The organism is Nonomuraea salmonea (assembly GCF_042428605.1).
GTDB lineage: Bacteria > Actinomycetota > Actinomycetes > Streptosporangiales > Streptosporangiaceae > Nonomuraea > Nonomuraea salmonea.
The window spans coordinates 919,227-934,138 of record NZ_JBHMCF010000003.1; the positions used below are offsets into that span (position 1 = coordinate 919,227).

Below are 14,912 nucleotides of genomic sequence, written 5' to 3' on the forward strand. Positions count from 1 at the left end.
CTAGTCGCGATCCCAGGCGTAAGGGTCGACGTAGATCACGTGGCCGCCCCGGTCGTCTGACTCGTCCACGATGTCCTTGCGGGGCGGGCGGGCCGCGGCCGGTTCGGGCTCGGCGAGCCGGGGCCGGGCCTGGGCCAGCGTCTCGGCCTCCGCCGACGCGTGCTCGTCCTGCCAGTCGTCCCTGATGACGGGGATCTCCTGGGTGTCGGCCTCGGTGGCGTCGAGCCAGTGGCCGGGCAGCGGGCGCGGGTCGCTCTCGGCGAGCCCGACCTTGCTCGCCGCCTTGGCCAGCGCCGCTCCGGCTTTACGTACGGGGGCGGCGGCCTTGTCGAGCGGGGCCCTGGCCTTCTTGTTGAGCAGCAGCAGGTTGGTCACGCCCGCGGAGATGCCGGCCGCCACGCCGACCTCGAGCGCCACCGACAGCGCCACCTCCCAGGGCGACGGTCCGACCGTGGCCAGCCGCCCGCCGCCGATCGGCCCGCCCGACAACGCCGCGAGCACCCCGGCGACCAGCCCGCTGGTGATGCCGGACAGGAACCCCCACAGCGGAGCGGCCTCGTACGACGGCGAAGGCGAGATGCGGGCCACCATGACGCCCGCCACCGCGCCCGCCGCGAACGGCAGCGCGATCACCGCCATCATCCACGCCGGCACCGGCCCGCTCTCGGGCAGTGCGCCCAGGATCGGCAGGCTGGGCACCGTGCCGAGCTGCACGCCCGTGGGCGCGACCAGGGTGTCGGCGCCGATCGCGAAGCCGGGCCCGGCGATGTAGGAGAACGCCCAGACGACGGCGTTGAGCAGGTAGAGCAGCTGGAGCAGGATGAGCAGCACCCCGCCCACGAACCCCGGCGACAGCACCTCCGACAGCTGCCTGACCTGCCCGAAGTTGAGCACGACCGCGAGCAGCACCAGCGCGAGCCCGGCCACCACCAGCACCGCGGTGGCGACCGCCGTGCCGACGGTCAGGGCGCGCACGCGCTCGGGCAGCAGCCGCAGCATGACCCGCCACGGCCCGATCATGCGCGCGGTGGCCAGCGAGCCGGCGAGGAAGGCCAGCAGGAAGTGGCTGAGCAGCGCCTCACCGATGAACGGCTGGGTGATCTCGTTGCCGGCCACCAGCGCGATCAGCCCGGCGAGCAGCGCGTAGGGGGCCGCCAGCGACACCCCGGCCTGCACCACGAGGACGAGCTGGGCCCGCCGCCTGGCGCCCGCCTGCTCCTTCGGGCTGTTCTTGGGCAGCCGGGCGGGCAGGCGCAGCCGCAGGTCGGCGTCGCGGGCCATCCAGCGCCCCGCGCGGTAGAGCAGCATGGCGGGCAGGATCATGAGGCCGAGCGGCAGCAGCCCGACCCGGCCGCCGGGGATGGCGAACCCGGCGTGGTGGGCGGCCAGCCAGAGCTGCGCCGCCGTACGGAAGACACCCGGCAGCCCGGCGCCCAGCGTGCCGCGCGGCGCGGCGATCCAGCCTACGAGGGTGAGCGTGGTGAGCACGGCGAGGCCGACACCGAGCGTGCAGGCGGCGGCCAGCATTCCCGACACCGGCAGCGGCCGCCGCGTCTCGTCGTCGTCACTCGGCGCTCCGGGGAGCTTGCCGAGCACCGACCGGGGGGCAGTACGCAACTGGTCGAGGATCGCCGTCACAGTAGGCGATTTTCTCAAGCTTTCCCGACCGAAGCTTGGTTGACGCGCCGGGTATCGCCGCGTTCTGTCGCTTCTTCGCCGAGGGCGTAGGGGCTTTCGGACGCGCGAAGGGCTCCGCATGGCGGCATACCACGCGGAGCCCTTCGGGAAACGATCAGCGCGCCTGCATGATCTCGCGCATGAGGCGGGCGGTCTCGGAGGGGGTCTTGCCGACGCGGACGCCGACCTTCTCCAGGGCCTCCTTCTTGGCCTGGGCGGTGCCGGCCGAGCCGGACACGATGGCACCCGCGTGGCCCATCGTCTTGCCCTCGGGGGCGGTGAAGCCCGCGACGTAGGCGACGACCGGCTTGGTGACGTGCTGCTCGATGTAGGCGGCGGCCCGCTCTTCCGCGTCGCCGCCGATCTCGCCGATCATCACGATCGCGTCGGTGCCGGGGTCGTCCTGGAACGCCTGCAGCGCGTCGATGTGGGTGGTGCCGATGACCGGGTCACCGCCGATGCCGACGGCCGTGGAGAAGCCGAAGTCGCGCAGCTCGTACATGAGCTGGTAGGTGAGCGTGCCGGATTTCGAGACCAGGCCGATGCGGCCGGCGGTGGTGATGTCGGCGGGGATGATGCCGGCGTTGGAGGCGCCGGGCGAGGCGATGCCGGGGCAGTTGGGGCCGATGATGCGGGTCTTGTTGCCCTTGGCCACCGCGTACGCCCAGAACTCGGTCGAGTCGTGCACCGGCACGCCCTCGGTGATCACCACGCAGAGCGGGATCTCGGCGTCGATGGCCTCCTTGACCGCGTCCTTGGTGAACTTCGGCGGCACGAACACCACCGACACGTCGGCGCCGGTCTGCTCGATGGCCTCCTTCACCGTGCCGAACACGGGCAGGCCCTCGTGCGTGGTGCCGGCCTTGCGGGCGTTGACACCGCCCACGACGCGAGCACCGGAGGCGAGCATGCGGCGGGTGTGCTTGGTGCCCTCACCACCGGTCATGCCCTGAACGATGATCTTGCTGTTCTCCGTCAACCAGATGGCCATGGGTCACGCACCTACCGCAGCGAGCTCGGCGGCGCGCTTGGCCGCCTCGTCCATCGTGTCAACCAGCTCGACGCGCGGGAGCGCGGCGTCGGCCAGGATCTGCCGCCCGAGCTGGGCGTTGTTACCGTCGAGGCGGACCACCAGCGGGTGGGTCACGGCCTCACCGCGGCTCTCCAGCAGCTTGAACGCCGAGACGATGCCGTTGGCGACGGCGTCGCAGGCGGTGATGCCGCCGAAGACGTTCACGAAGATCGACTTGACGCTGGGGTCGGACAGGATGATCTCCAGGCCGGCCGCCATGACCTCGGCGGACGCGCCACCGCCGATGTCGAGGAAGTTCGCGGGCGAGGGCTTGCCGGGGAACGCCTCACCGGCGTAGGCCACCACGTCGAGCGTGGACATGACCAGGCCGGCGCCGTTGCCGATGATGCCGACGTCGCCGTCGAGCTTGACGTAGTTGAGGTCCTTCTCCTTGGCCTTGGCCTCGAGCGGGTCCTCGGCGGCCTTGTCGGCCAGCGCCTCGTGGTCGGCCTGGCGGAAGCCGGCGTTGTCGTCGAGCGTGACCTTGCCGTCGAGCGCCTTCACCTGGCCGTCGGCGGACAGGATCATCGGGTTGACCTCGACGAGCGTGGCGTCCTCGTCGACGAAGCAGCACCAGAGCTTCTCGATGAGCTCGGCGGCGCCGTCGAGCGCCTTCTCGGGCAGGCCGCCGGCCACCGCGATCTCGCGGGCCTTGGCGCGGTCGATGCCGGTCAGGGCCGAGACGGGAACCTTGGCGACCTTCTCGGGCGCGGTGTGGGCGACCTCTTCGATGTCCATGCCGCCCGAAGCCGAGCAGATGGCGAGGAAGGTACGGTTCGCCCGGTCGAGCAGGAAGGAGAAGTAGTATTCCTCGGCGATCGCGCTGGCCTCTTCGACCAGCACCTTGTGGACCGTGTGGCCCTTGATGTCCATGCCGAGGATGGCCTCGGCCTTGGCCACGGCGTCGGCGGCGTCGTCGGCCACCTTCACACCGCCGGCCTTGCCCCGGCCGCCGGTCTTGACCTGGGCCTTGACGACAACGCGGCCGGTCAGCTCCTGAGCCGCCGACCGCACCTCCTCCACGTTGTGGGCGACGATGCCGCGTGGCACCGGGATGCCGTAGTCAGCGAAGAGCTCCTTCGCCTGATGTTCGAACAGGTCCACGAGGGTCCGTCCTTGCTTATCCGACTGATGTTCGACGGCCCGGGCATCTGTGCTGATGGTCGCGTGCGCTTCGCCGTGCGCGGGCTTCGTTCCTCGCTCTGCTCTGTCACGGCGAGCTCCTGCGCTCAGGGGTCGTGCCGGGCGTTTCCGCCAGTGAAGCCTAGCCCGAAGCTTGACCTGCCCAGGTCATCGGGTCGCGGTTCTTCCGCTATGTGACGGTGATCTCACTTCTTCAGGACGGACCCTGCACACAAATTGCACGGTTTAGCCGACATAAGACCCTTCGCTCGATATATGTTCGTGATCTTCAAATGTCAGGCTTGCTCCTCGTTCTTGCCTAATGCCGAAGGAAACCCTATGAAGCGAATTGTCGCGGGGCTGGCGCTGGCGTCGTCGGCCGCATTCGTGACCGCCGCGCCCGCGCAGGCCGCGCCCGCGGACCCGGTGAAAGCGCTGAAGAAGCAGTACGTCACCGGGCACGGCGTGCGGATCTCCGAGTCCGCCCGCACGGCCGCGGGTTCGACGGGGGCCGTGAGCATCACCACGAACGGCACCATCGGATTCGGCAAGTCCGGAATCGTGGCCATGGACCTGCGTACCGGGGTGAAAGGCGCGGGGTCTCCACTCGGCGCGCCGCCGCGGATGGTCACGGTCGGCAATTACACGTACGCGAAGGGCGGGTTGTTCAGCGATGAACTTCCCGACGGCAAGAAGTGGGTGCGCTACCCGAACCAGACCGGTGGGCGGGCCGGCAGCCAGCCGCTGGACATCTTCCGGCCCAAGGTGCTCAAGGCGCTCGTGACGGGGGCCAAGAGCTTCAAGGGCGGCTCGTACCGGGGGACCGTCACCTTCGGCCGGCTCGGCCGGCTCTACGGGGAGAAGGTCGACAAGCGGCTGGGCAAGGTCGCGATCTCGTACGTGCTCGACGTCAACTCCAAGGGCCTGGTCACCCGGGTCCGCAGCGAGTACAGGCTGGACTTCGGCATCCTCGGCAAGACCACGTCCACCGTGAACACCCGCTACACCGGCTGGGGCAGCAAGGTCACGATCAAGGCCCCGCCGGCGGACGAGGTGCTCGACGTCAGCGAGCTGGGCACTGAGAGCGACGTGCCGCAGAGCATTCCCGACGGGTCGCTGAACTCGCTCAGCGCGGTCGAGTAGCCGCCACACCCGCGCCGGGGCCTCTCCCTTCCGGCCCCGGCGCACATCAGCAACTCCTCCTCAACACCTAAGGAATCCGCATGAAGCGAATCCTGACCGGCGTGGCGTTAGCCACGACCGCCGCTCTCGTGAGCGCCACCCCGGCGCTGGCCGCCGCGCCCAAGAACCCGGTGGCGGCCGTCAAGAAGCAGCTCGCCCCCGGCAAGGGGGTGAAGTTCACCGAACGGACCACGCTGAGCGATGGTCGCCTCCGTCAGGTGTTCGTCCGGCGTACCGGCGCCCTGCAGTTCGGCAAGTCGGGCGTCGCCGCCTCGGACATCACCGGCAAGATCAACATCAAGGCCAGCGACCTGGAGGGCATGGGCGACGGCGAGACCGGCACGCTGCTGAAGGCGCTGACCGTGCCCGAGCGCACGATCCGCGTCGGCACCACCTCCTACCTGTCCGGCAACCTCTGGTCGGCGCTGCTGCCCGAGGACAAGCCCTGGTACAAGATGCCGAAGGGCCTGACCGGCGGCTTCACCGGCACCTACGGCCAACCCATCAACGTGGCCGAGCCCGTCACCCTCGCGGCCCTGCTCAAGCGCTCCAAGGCGACCGGCAGCGGCTACGCGGGCAAGACCAGGGTGGCCGACCTGTGGAAGGTCTCCCCCTGGCTGCGCTCCAGCTGGATGGACAAGCCCTCCGCCAAGGCGATGAAGGCGTCGATCAGCTGGAAGCTCACCGTCGACAAGGCGGGCCGTCCGACGCGGCTCGTGACGACGTACCCGCTGTCGGTGCCCGGCCTCGGCAAGACGGGCAGCATCAGCGTGGACACCCGCTACACCGGCTGGGGCGGCAAGGTCACGGTGAAGGCTCCGCCCGCCGACCAGGTGACCACGACGTTCGAGAACGGCGAGGACGACATCTCCAGCCTCGAACTCCCGATCGGCAGCCTCGCCGGCTGACCCCACGCGTCAAAGCACCGGCCCGGTCTGAGCCGGGCCGGTGCTTCGGCCCCGCCTCGCGTCCCCGCCGCCCCTTTCGGGTCAGGGGAGGCGGGTGGGGCGGAGGGCAGCCCATTGGAGTGAGTGTCTGATGCCGTCCTCCAAGGAGAAGCGGGTCTGCCAGCCGAGCAGCTCGCGGGCGCGGTCGCTGCGGGTGTAGGCGCCGGCCACGTCGCCTGGGCGGGCGGGGGCCTCGACGGCCTCGATCGGCCGGTCGGCCACCCGGTTGAACGCCTCCACCAGCTCGCGGACGGTGGTGCCTGAGCCGGTGCCGAGGTTGATCACGTCGGCCTCCAGCGAGTCGAACCGCCGCAGGGCCGCCACGTGGGCCTCGGCCAGGTCCCAGACGTGGATGTAGTCGCGGATGCCGGTGCCGTCGGCCGTGGGGTAGCCGGTGCCGGTGATCTGGAAGGGGACGCCCTCTTCGTACGCCTCGATCATCTTGCCCAGTGCGTGACTGGGGCGGCGGAGCTGCAGGCCCGTCCGCATGAGAGGGTCGGCCCCGACGGGGTTGAAGTAGCGCAGCGACAGGATCCTGATGGGCCGGCCGGCCGCGATGTCGGCGAACATGCCCTCGCAGACCGCCTTCGTCCGCGCGTACGGGCTCTGCGGGGCCAGCGGCGACTCCTCGGTCACCGTGTGGTCGTCGCCCGCCTGGTAGATCGACGCCGACGAGCTGAAGATCATGCGCGTGCACCCGTTGCGGAGCAGGTGCTCGACGAAGTCGAGGCTCTTGGCGACGTTGGCACGGTAGTAGCCGATCGGGTCGGCCACGGAGTCGGGGACGACGATCAGCGCGGCACAGTGGATGACGGCCGAGATGTCGGGACATTCGGCGAAGATCTTGTCGATGAGCGGCCCGTCACTGATGTCGCCTTCGTAGAACACCCGGCCCTCGGCGAACTCCCGCCGCCCAGTGACGAGGCTGTCGAGGATCACGGGATCGATCCCCGCGTCGAGGCACGCGGAGGCGATCGTGCTCCCGATGTAACCGGCTCCACCGGTGATCAGTACGCGCATGCCTGCACCCTAGCCAGCATCGCGGGCCCCGCCGCGGGCCTTGAGCCAACCTGTGGACAACTCGAACGGCCTGTGGACAACAGGGGTTCCTTTGCCTTCCCGGTATGGCCTAGTCGGCTTCGGCGTGCGACATTTCGAGATATGGGCAGGGACGTGCCGGTCGTCGTGTTCAGCAGGGACGATCGCCGGCAATACCGCGAGAAGGTGCACCGCTGCCTCGACGTGTTCGCCCGGATGCTGCGCGAGTCCCGTTTCGCGTTCGAGCACCCGCTCGCCGGGCTGGAGATCGAGCTCAACATCGTGGACGCGCGGGGCGAGGCCCTCATGCGCAACGCCGAGGTGCTCGCCGCCATCGCGCAGCCGGACTGGGCGACCGAGCTGGGCCAGTTCAACGTCGAGATCAACGTCGAGCCCCAGGAGCTGAGCGGTGACGGCGCCCTGCGCCTGGAGAACGACGTACGCGCCAGGCTGAACCACGCCGAGTCACGCGCGCGTTCGGAGGGCGCCCACCTCGTCCTCATCGGCATCCTGCCCACGCTGCGCGAGCAGGACATCGGCGAGGGCACGCTGTCGGCGAACCCCCGCTACCGCCTGCTCAACGAGCAGATCTTCGCCGCCAGGGGCGAGGACCTGCACCTGTGCATCGAGGGCGTCGAACGGCTCGACACGCACGCCGACAGCCTCGCCCCCGAAGCGGCCTGCACCAGCGTGCAGCTGCACCTCCAGGTCAGCCCCGACATGTTCGCCGCGCACTGGAACGCCGCCCAGGCCATCGCCGGGCCGCAGGTGGCGGTGGCGGCCAATTCGCCGTACCTGTTCGGCAAGGAGCTGCACAGGGAGACCAGGATGGCGCTGTTCGAGCAGGCCACCGACACGCGGCCGGCGGAGCTGAAGACGCAGGGCGTACGGCCGCGGGTGTGGTTCGGCGAACGGTGGATCACCAGCGTCTTCGACCTGTTCGAGGAGAACGTCAGCTACTTCCCCGCCCTGCTGCCCCTCTGCGCGGACGAGGACCCGCGCGCCGAGCTGGACCAGGGCCGCATCCCCGAGCTGCACGAGCTGACCCTGCACAACGGCACCATCTACCGGTGGAACCGGCCCGTGTACGCGGTCGTCGGCGGGGTGCCGCACCTCCGCGTGGAGAACCGGGTGCTGCCGGCGGGCCCGTCCGTCCTCGACATCGCGGCCAACGCGGCGTTCTACTACGGGTTGATGCAGGTGCTGCCGTACGACGAGCGTCCGATCTGGAGCCGGATGTCGTTCCAGGCCGCGGCGGACAATCTGGCCGCCGCCGCGCGGCACGGGCTCGACGCGCGGCTGTACTGGCCGGGAGTGGGCGAGGTGCCGGCCGCCGAGCTGATCCTGCGGCGACTGCTGCCTCTGGCGCGTGAGGGGCTGGCGAAGTGGGGCGTGGACGGGGCTTCCGCGGATCGGCTGCTGTCCGTCATCGAGGGGCGGTGCCTGACGGGGCGTACGGGGGCGAGCTGGCAGGTGGACCGGGTGCGCGCGCACGGCGGCGACCGGCACGCGGCGCTGCGGGCCATGACCTTGGAGTACATCGAACGCATGCACACCAACGAACCCGTGCACACGTGGGACGCGTGACGCATGCTGGAGGTGTGGCTTCGTCCCGCCCGGCCCGGTTCATGGCCGCCGTCCTGACATTGGTCCTGGCCGTCGTCTCGACGGGCTGTGGGGTGGTGCGGCGGGAGTCGATGGACAGGGCGCGGGACGACACGTTCGAGGAGGACGTACGGACCGCGCGGACGCTGACGGAGGAGTTCTGGCGGCTGCAGTTCCAGGAGTCCGGCCGGACTTATCGGCCGGTCAACGATTTCATCCCCTACTCCGGACGTTTCGGGCCGAGCTGCGGCGACCAGCCCGCCGTCCCGAACAACGCCTTCTACTGCCCGCTGGGGCATTTCATCGCGTTCGACCAGGACTGGATGGAGTCCTTGTGGAGTGAGATGGGCGACGGATCCGTCTATGTCATCATCCCGCATGAGTTCGGGCATGCCGTACAGGCGCAGCTCCGCACGGGCTACCAGTTGAACATCCAGATGGAGCTCCAGGCCGACTGCTACGCGGGCGCCGCCCTGAGCGGCATGGTCGCGTCCGGCGCCCTGGCCGCCGACGAGGGGGACGAGGAGGAACTGCTCTACAGCCTGGCGGCGGCCGGCGACCCCACGGACGACTGGCTCGACCCCTCGGCTCACGGAACGGCCGAACAACGCCAGAGGTCCTTCGCCGCCGGCTATCAGAACGGCGTCACCGCCTGCTGACGACGTAGTCGCCTGGTCGTACGCCAGGGTTCAACCCAGAGGATGATGCCACCGATCTTGTCCTCGGCCTACCGTTGGTGCATGCCACTGGAGGAGATCGGCTGGCTGCGCAGGGGGGCATGCCGCACCAGCGACCCTGACCTCTTCTTCCCCCTTGCCCCCACCCCGCTGCAGGAGGCCCGTGCGAAGGCGATCTGCGCCGGCTGCCAGGTCGTGGAGGAATGCCGCGCGTACGCGTTAGAGGCCGGCGAGTCGGAAGGCATCTGGGGTGGCCTCACCCCGGAAGAACGCCGCCGCACCCGCCTCACCCGCCCGACCGCCTCCTGACCGCCCCCTGCGGCGCCTCGCCAGGTGCCGCGGAAACCACCGACCGGTCCCCCAAGACTCGACAAGTGATCGACACAGCGCGAGACAGCCCCTCCGCGGCGCTGTCGCCTCCGCCGCGCGAGGCAGCCCCTCCGCGGCGCTGTCGCCTCCGCCGCGCGAGGCCGGCTGATCTCAGAGCAGTTCGGGCAGTCACACCCTCCTGCCCGCACTGCGCCTTCGCGGTCAGGACGGTTGCAGGGGCTTGGGCGGGGCGGGCTCTCGGGGGGCGGCGAGGCGGGCGAAGAGGTAGCCGAGGGAGTTGGTGGCGAGGTGGAGCATGGCGGGGGTGAGCAGGCCCCGGCGCCGGCGCAGCTCGCAGAACAGCACTCCGGCCGCCGCCGTCGACACGACGCTGCCCACGACCACCCGGGCCACGTCGAGCCGCCCGGGCGGCTCTCCGGCCGTCAACGCGCCCAGCGCCGGGTTGGCCCGCGCCATGTCGATCGACGGCAGGATGTGCCACAGCCCGAACAGCCCGGAGGAGACGGCCGTGGCGGCGACCGTGCCGTGGCTCTTGCGCAGCATGCCGTACAGCGCCCCCCTGAACCCGACCTCCTCCAGCAGCACCGTCCCCAGGGGGACCTGAAGCAGCGCCTCCTCGAAGACCCGGGCGCGCGACAACGACAGCGCCCGCTCGTCGTGGAAGAGCGGCTTCGTACGCGGCGACGCCACCCCCACGCTGTAGACCGCGGCCACCGCCGCCGCCAGCACACCCCCCGCGACCGCTCCCCGGCGCCCGTCCTCGAACCCGATCTCCTCCCACGTCAGCCCGGACTTACGGGCCATCGCGACGAGCGCGCCGGTGGCGAGGGTGGACGTCAGCGGTCCCAGGCGGGGGACGACCTTGTTGTTGAGCACGTTGGCGGCGGCCAGCACGGCGATCGAGCGGAGCAGCATCCTTGCAGGCTACGTCTCAGCTCACGGAGACACGCCCGCACACTTTCTCCTCAGCCCGCACCGGGGGTGCCCGGCCCTAGGGCCGGCGGGGTGAGTGGCGAGCCCGTGTCGCCTGGTTTTCTGAGGCCGTAGGAGGGTCTGGGGTCAGGCGGTGGGGACCACCTGGAAGCCTTCGGCGTAGTGGCCCTCGCCGAAGCCGGCCTGTTCGGCCCAGGCGCCGAAGCGGCTCTTGACGAAGTCGGCGAAGCCTTCCACGTGGGCGACCTGGCTGACGTGCGACTGCAGCGCGGCGAGCTTGCGGTCCATCGAGGCGGTGATGTCCACCCAGTGGTCGGGGGTGGGGCCGCCGTTGAGCCACACCTCGCGGACGGTCCACGCCTCCAGGCCCTCGTCCTTGAGCAGCTCGGGGAAGGCGTAGGGGTTGCGGGCGTCGGGGTAGACGGCGTCGAGGGCGGCGCCGCCCACCGCGCGGTGGTCGGGGTGGCTGGGGGCGACGAACTGGTAGTTGCGGTCGGGGTGGTGGGTGATGACGAGGTCGGGTTTGACCTGGCGGATCACCCGGGCGATGTCGCGCCGCAGCTCAAGCGTGGGGGTCACCTGGCCGTCGGAGTAGCCGAGGAAGCGTACGTCACTGACGCCCACGGCCTTGGCGGCGGCGAGCTGCTCGGTGCGGCGGAGCTCGGCCATGCCGGAGTTGTCGAGCGTGCGCTCGTTGCCGCCCGCGTCGCCGTCGGTGACCAGCAGGTACGTGACCTCCACCCCCCGGTCGGCGAACAGCGCGATGGTCCCGGCGGAGCCGAAGTCGGCGTCGTCGGGGTGGGCGCTCACCACGAGCACGCGGTTGATCTCGCTCTCAGGCAGCATGATCCCTCTTTCCTGACCTTCTGTGGGGGTCAACCGGCACCCTCTCGTCGGCATTCCGGGCGCCTTTTGTCGGTGGAGCGTCTTACCCTGGGTGGGTGCCGACCCAAGTCTCTGTTGACCACCCCTTGCTCGATGGCCTCAATCCGCAGCAGCGCGAGGCCGTGATCCATCATGGCAGTCCCCTGCTCATCGTGGCCGGGGCGGGCTCGGGGAAGACGCGGGTGCTCACGCACCGCATCGCCTACCTGCTGGCCGAGCGCGAGGTGCATCCCGGCGAGATCCTCGCCATCACCTTCACCAACAAGGCCGCCAAGGAGATGAAGGAGCGCATCGACAAGCTGGTCGGGCCGCGCTCGCGGGCGATGTGGGTGATGACGTTCCACAGCGCCTGCATGCGGATCCTGCGGCGTGAGGCCAAGCGGCTGGGGTTCCCGTCCAGTTTCTCCATCTACGACCAGGCCGACTCCCAGCGGCTGATGGCCATGGTGTGCAGGGAGATGGATCTCGACCCCAAGCGCTATCCGCCGCGCTCGTTCTCCGCGCAGGTGAGCAACTTCAAGAACGAGCTGGTCGACTACGAGAGCGCGATCGACCGGGCGGGCTCACACCTGGAGAAGACGCTCGCGCAGGCGTACAAGGCCTATCAGCTCAAGCTGACCGAGGCCGGCGCGATGGACTTCGACGACATCATCATGAACACGGTGACGTTGTTCCAGCTCTTCCCCGACGTCGCCGAGCACTACCGGATGCGGTTCAGGCACGTGCTGGTCGACGAATACCAGGACACCAACCACGCCCAATACATCCTGATCAGGGAGCTGGTGGGCCATCCCGAGCTGCGCACCGACGACGGCGAGCTGGTGCGCTCGGGGTCCGACATGTCGGAGCTGTGCGTGGTGGGCGACGCCGACCAGTCGATCTACGCCTTCCGCGGCGCGACGATCCGCAACATTCTGGAGTTCGAGCGCGACTATCCCGACGCCCGCACGATCCTGCTGGAGCAGAACTACCGCTCGACCCAGAACATTCTGGCCGCCGCCAACGCGGTCATCTCCCGCAACGAGTCGCGCAAGCCGAAGAACCTCTGGTCCGACCAGGGCGACGGCCCCAAGATCGTGGGCTACGTCGCCGACAACGAGCACGACGAGGCCATGTTCGTGGCCCAGGAGGTCGATCGGCTCAGCGACGAGGAGGGGGTCAAGCCGGGTGAGGTGGCGGTGTTCTACCGCACCAACGCGGCCTCCCGGGTGTTCGAGGAGATCTTCATCCGCACCGGGCTGCCCTACAAGGTGGTCGGGGGCGTGCGCTTCTACGAGCGCAAGGAGGTCAAGGACCTGCTGGCCTACCTGCGGGTGCTGGCCAACCCCAACGACGTGGTGTCGCTGCGGCGCATCCTCAACGTACCCAAGCGCGGCATCGGCGACCGGGCCGAGGCGATGATCGAGGCGCTGTCGTCGCGCGAGCGCATCTCGTTCTGGGACGCGCTGCGCCGCGCCGACGAGGCCCACGGCATGGCGACGCGCTCGCTCAACGCCGTACGCGAGTTCGTCGCGATGATCGAGGAGCTGATCGGCAAGGCCGAGGGGGTGCCGCCGTCGGCGCTGGCCGAGGAGGTGCTGGTCGCCACCGGCTACCGCGCCGAGCTCGAGGCGTCGGAGGACCCGCAGGACGAGTCCCGCCTGGAGAACCTCAACGAGCTGATCTCGGTGGCCTCGGAGTTCGAGGAGGCCAACCCGGAAGGCACGCTGGTCGAGTTCCTTGAGCAGGTGTCGCTGGTGGCCGACGCCGACCAGATCCCCGACTCCGACGGCGGGCAGGGCGTGGTGACGCTGATGACCCTGCACACCGCCAAGGGGCTGGAGTTCCCCGTTGTGTTCCTGACGGCGATGGAGGACGGCGTGTTCCCCCACGTGCGGTCGCTGGGCGAGCCGAAGGAGCTGGAGGAGGAGCGGCGGCTGGCCTACGTCGGCATCACCAGGGCCCAGCAGCGGCTCTACCTCACCAGGGCGGCCGTGCGCAGCTCGTGGGGCGCGCCGTCGTTCAACCCCGCGTCCCGGTTCGTGAACGAGGTGCCGGGCAAGCTCATCGACTGGCGTACCGACCCGGAGAAGTCGGCCTGGAGCGCGGCCACGCGGCGCGAGCCCGCCGCACGCCCCGCCCCGGCCAGGAGCGGCGGTGGGAGCGGCGGTGGCGGGCGGACGGTGCCGTCGCTGGCGCCCGGTGACCGGGTCTCGCACGACAGCTTCGGGCTCGGCACCGTCGTGTCCGTCGACGGGGTCGCGGAGAAGACCAAGGTGAAGATCGACTTCGGCAGTGGCGGGGAGAAGACGCTGCTGCTGTCGTACGCGCCGCTGGAGAAGCTCTAGACGGCGCAGGGCCGCTCCCCCTGGCGTGGGGTGCGGCCCTGCGGTGTCGTCGAAGCGGGTCGAGTCCGTCAGCTCTTCAGGGCGCTGCCCTTCTTCCACTGGGTCCAGTTGAGCTGCCAGTAGCTCCAGCCGTTGTTCCACTGGAGTTTGCGCTTGGTGCCGGTGATCTTCACGACGTCGCCGCGCTGGGCGATCGTGTAGAACCACTTGGCGCCCGCCGGGGTGGCCCGCACGCAGCCGTGGCTCTGGTTGGAGCGGCCGAGGAAGTGGTAGTAGCCGGCGCTCTGGTGGACGTACTCACCGCTGTCGGAGATCCGCACCGCCCACGGGATCTCCTCCTTGTAGTAGCGCGGGTCCTTGGGGTCCGTGACGCCCATCCAGGACGACGTCATGGTCTCCACGGCCTTCTTGCCCATGGTGAGGTGGGTTCCGCTGGTGGTGAGGTAGACGTCCACGCCGTTGCGGACGAGGCCGCCCTTGCCCGCGCTGATCGGGATCTTCTTGGCCAGCTTGCCGTTGCGGTACACCTTCATGACGTGCTTGCGGGTGTTCACGACGGAGATGTGCTTCGCGCCGACCGCGAACCTGCGCGAGACGTTCTTGGCGCCGGTGTTGCCGGGCAGCTCCGACAGCCGCGCGGTGAAGAGCACCTTCTGGTTCGGCTGCCAGTACGTCTTCGTCCGGTAGATCACCTTGCGCTTCGACACCCAGCGCCAGGCCCCGTCGACCGGCTTGTCGGGCTTCACCTCGAGCAGCGCCTCGACCTCGGCCTTGTTCTTCACGTCACGGTCGAAGGTGACGATGATCGGGAATCCGACGCCGACCTTCTCGGTCTTCTCCCCCATCGGGGTGATGTCGGCGATGCCCAGCGTGACCTTCTTGCGAGCCGTACCGGTGGTGGTGGGGCTCGGTGTCGGGGTCGGGGCGGTCGTGACGGCCGCCTGGGCGACGACGACGGGGGTCTGGGCTCGGGGTACGGGGGCGCTCTGTGCCGCGCAGGCCGACGCGGCGGTGAGCGCGACCAGTGCCGGAAGCATCCGGGTGACGCGCATCAAAGGGGTTACTCCTGGACTAAGTGCTTTCGACTACCTCCTTGTGAGACAACCGGGACGGTCGA

13 protein-coding genes are annotated in these 14,912 nt (G+C 69.8%); 6 read left to right on the top strand and 7 right to left on the bottom strand.

Translation table 11 applies throughout. The features are described from left to right. The 3 genes from ACFFR3_RS05325 to sucC all read right to left on the bottom strand — a co-directional run bounded on the left by ACFFR3_RS05325 (position 1) and on the right by sucC (position 3,853). Positions 1-1,638, bottom strand: a complete 1,638-nt coding sequence (locus ACFFR3_RS05325; RefSeq protein WP_379482680.1) for a cell division protein PerM — start codon at positions 1,636-1,638, stop codon at positions 1-3. Between the two features lie 154 nt (positions 1,639-1,792). Beyond that, positions 1,793-2,668: a succinate--CoA ligase subunit alpha gene (gene sucD / locus ACFFR3_RS05330; protein ID WP_345395968.1), complete on the bottom strand. Its 876-nt coding sequence runs from the start codon at positions 2,666-2,668 to the stop codon at positions 1,793-1,795. A gap of 3 nt (positions 2,669-2,671) precedes the next feature. Next, positions 2,672-3,853: an ADP-forming succinate--CoA ligase subunit beta gene (sucC, locus tag ACFFR3_RS05335; protein ID WP_345395965.1), complete on the bottom strand. Its 1,182-nt coding sequence runs from the start codon at positions 3,851-3,853 to the stop codon at positions 2,672-2,674. 357 nt (positions 3,854-4,210) lie between these two features. Between sucC and ACFFR3_RS05340 the strand changes: the two genes are divergently transcribed. Continuing rightward, positions 4,211-5,014, top strand: coding sequence for a hypothetical protein (locus tag ACFFR3_RS05340; RefSeq protein ID WP_379482681.1), 804 nt, complete (start codon positions 4,211-4,213; stop codon positions 5,012-5,014). An 80-nt stretch (positions 5,015-5,094) separates the two neighbouring features. Further along, a complete protein-coding gene (locus tag ACFFR3_RS05345; RefSeq protein WP_364364784.1) occupies positions 5,095-5,961 on the top strand; it encodes a hypothetical protein in 867 nt (288 codons plus the stop codon). Positions 5,962-6,042: 81 nt separating this feature from the next. On the opposite strand, the gene galE is transcribed toward ACFFR3_RS05345, so the two are convergent. Beyond that, a complete protein-coding gene (galE, locus tag ACFFR3_RS05350; RefSeq protein WP_364364781.1) occupies positions 6,043-7,020 on the bottom strand; it encodes a UDP-glucose 4-epimerase GalE in 978 nt (325 codons plus the stop codon). Between the two features lie 141 nt (positions 7,021-7,161). Here galE and ACFFR3_RS05355 point away from each other — a divergent pair, with 141 nt between their 5' ends. The 3 genes from ACFFR3_RS05355 to ACFFR3_RS05365 all read left to right on the top strand — a co-directional run bounded on the left by ACFFR3_RS05355 (position 7,162) and on the right by ACFFR3_RS05365 (position 9,629). Beyond that, the gene (locus ACFFR3_RS05355) at positions 7,162-8,625 is read left to right on the top strand and encodes a glutamate-cysteine ligase family protein (protein ID WP_379482682.1); all 1,464 of its coding nucleotides are present in this window, start codon (positions 7,162-7,164) and stop codon (positions 8,623-8,625) included. Positions 8,626-8,639: 14 nt separating this feature from the next. Beyond that, the gene (locus ACFFR3_RS05360; protein ID WP_379482683.1) at positions 8,640-9,302 is read left to right on the top strand and encodes a neutral zinc metallopeptidase; all 663 of its coding nucleotides are present in this window, start codon (positions 8,640-8,642) and stop codon (positions 9,300-9,302) included. Positions 9,303-9,383: 81 nt separating this feature from the next. After that, entirely contained in the window at positions 9,384-9,629 is a 246-nt protein-coding gene (locus tag ACFFR3_RS05365; RefSeq protein WP_364364772.1) for a WhiB family transcriptional regulator, read from the top strand. 222 nt (positions 9,630-9,851) lie between these two features. Here ACFFR3_RS05365 and ACFFR3_RS05370 read toward each other — a convergent pair whose 3' ends face one another. Together ACFFR3_RS05370 and ACFFR3_RS05375 are read right to left on the bottom strand one after the other, a co-directional pair. After that, a complete protein-coding gene (locus ACFFR3_RS05370; protein WP_364364769.1) occupies positions 9,852-10,565 on the bottom strand; it encodes a CPBP family intramembrane glutamic endopeptidase in 714 nt (237 codons plus the stop codon). A 144-nt stretch (positions 10,566-10,709) separates the two neighbouring features. Continuing rightward, a complete protein-coding gene (locus ACFFR3_RS05375; RefSeq protein ID WP_364364766.1) occupies positions 10,710-11,429 on the bottom strand; it encodes a PIG-L deacetylase family protein in 720 nt (239 codons plus the stop codon). 95 nt (positions 11,430-11,524) lie between these two features. Here ACFFR3_RS05375 and pcrA point away from each other — a divergent pair, with 95 nt between their 5' ends. Next, positions 11,525-13,795 (top strand): DNA helicase PcrA, encoded by a 2,271-nt coding sequence (gene pcrA / locus ACFFR3_RS05380; RefSeq protein WP_379482684.1) that lies wholly within the window; start codon positions 11,525-11,527, stop codon positions 13,793-13,795. Between the two features lie 68 nt (positions 13,796-13,863). Here pcrA and ACFFR3_RS05385 read toward each other — a convergent pair whose 3' ends face one another. Further along, on the bottom strand, positions 13,864-14,847 hold the full coding sequence (locus ACFFR3_RS05385) for a L,D-transpeptidase (protein WP_364364763.1): 984 nt from the start codon (positions 14,845-14,847) through the stop codon (positions 13,864-13,866). Positions 14,848-14,912 lie beyond the last annotated feature (65 nt).

What these genes read in the sequence shown, in the direction of transcription:
- sucD (WP_345395968.1), bottom strand. Translation starts at nt 2,668, where the DNA reads ATGGCCATCTGGTTGACGGAGAACAGCAAGATCATCGTTCAGGGCATG.
- ACFFR3_RS05340 (WP_379482681.1), top strand. Translation starts at nt 4,211, where the DNA reads ATGAAGCGAATTGTCGCGGGGCTGGCGCTGGCGTCGTCGGCCGCATTC.
- ACFFR3_RS05345 (WP_364364784.1), top strand. Translation starts at nt 5,095, where the DNA reads ATGAAGCGAATCCTGACCGGCGTGGCGTTAGCCACGACCGCCGCTCTC.
- galE (WP_364364781.1), bottom strand. Translation starts at nt 7,020, where the DNA reads ATGCGCGTACTGATCACCGGTGGAGCCGGTTACATCGGGAGCACGATC.
- ACFFR3_RS05355 (WP_379482682.1), top strand. Translation starts at nt 7,162, where the DNA reads ATGGGCAGGGACGTGCCGGTCGTCGTGTTCAGCAGGGACGATCGCCGG.
- ACFFR3_RS05365 (WP_364364772.1), top strand. Translation starts at nt 9,384, where the DNA reads ATGCCACTGGAGGAGATCGGCTGGCTGCGCAGGGGGGCATGCCGCACC.
- ACFFR3_RS05370 (WP_364364769.1), bottom strand. Translation starts at nt 10,565, where the DNA reads ATGCTGCTCCGCTCGATCGCCGTGCTGGCCGCCGCCAACGTGCTCAAC.
- ACFFR3_RS05375 (WP_364364766.1), bottom strand. Translation starts at nt 11,429, where the DNA reads ATGCTGCCTGAGAGCGAGATCAACCGCGTGCTCGTGGTGAGCGCCCAC.
- ACFFR3_RS05385 (WP_364364763.1), bottom strand. Translation starts at nt 14,847, where the DNA reads ATGCGCGTCACCCGGATGCTTCCGGCACTGGTCGCGCTCACCGCCGCG.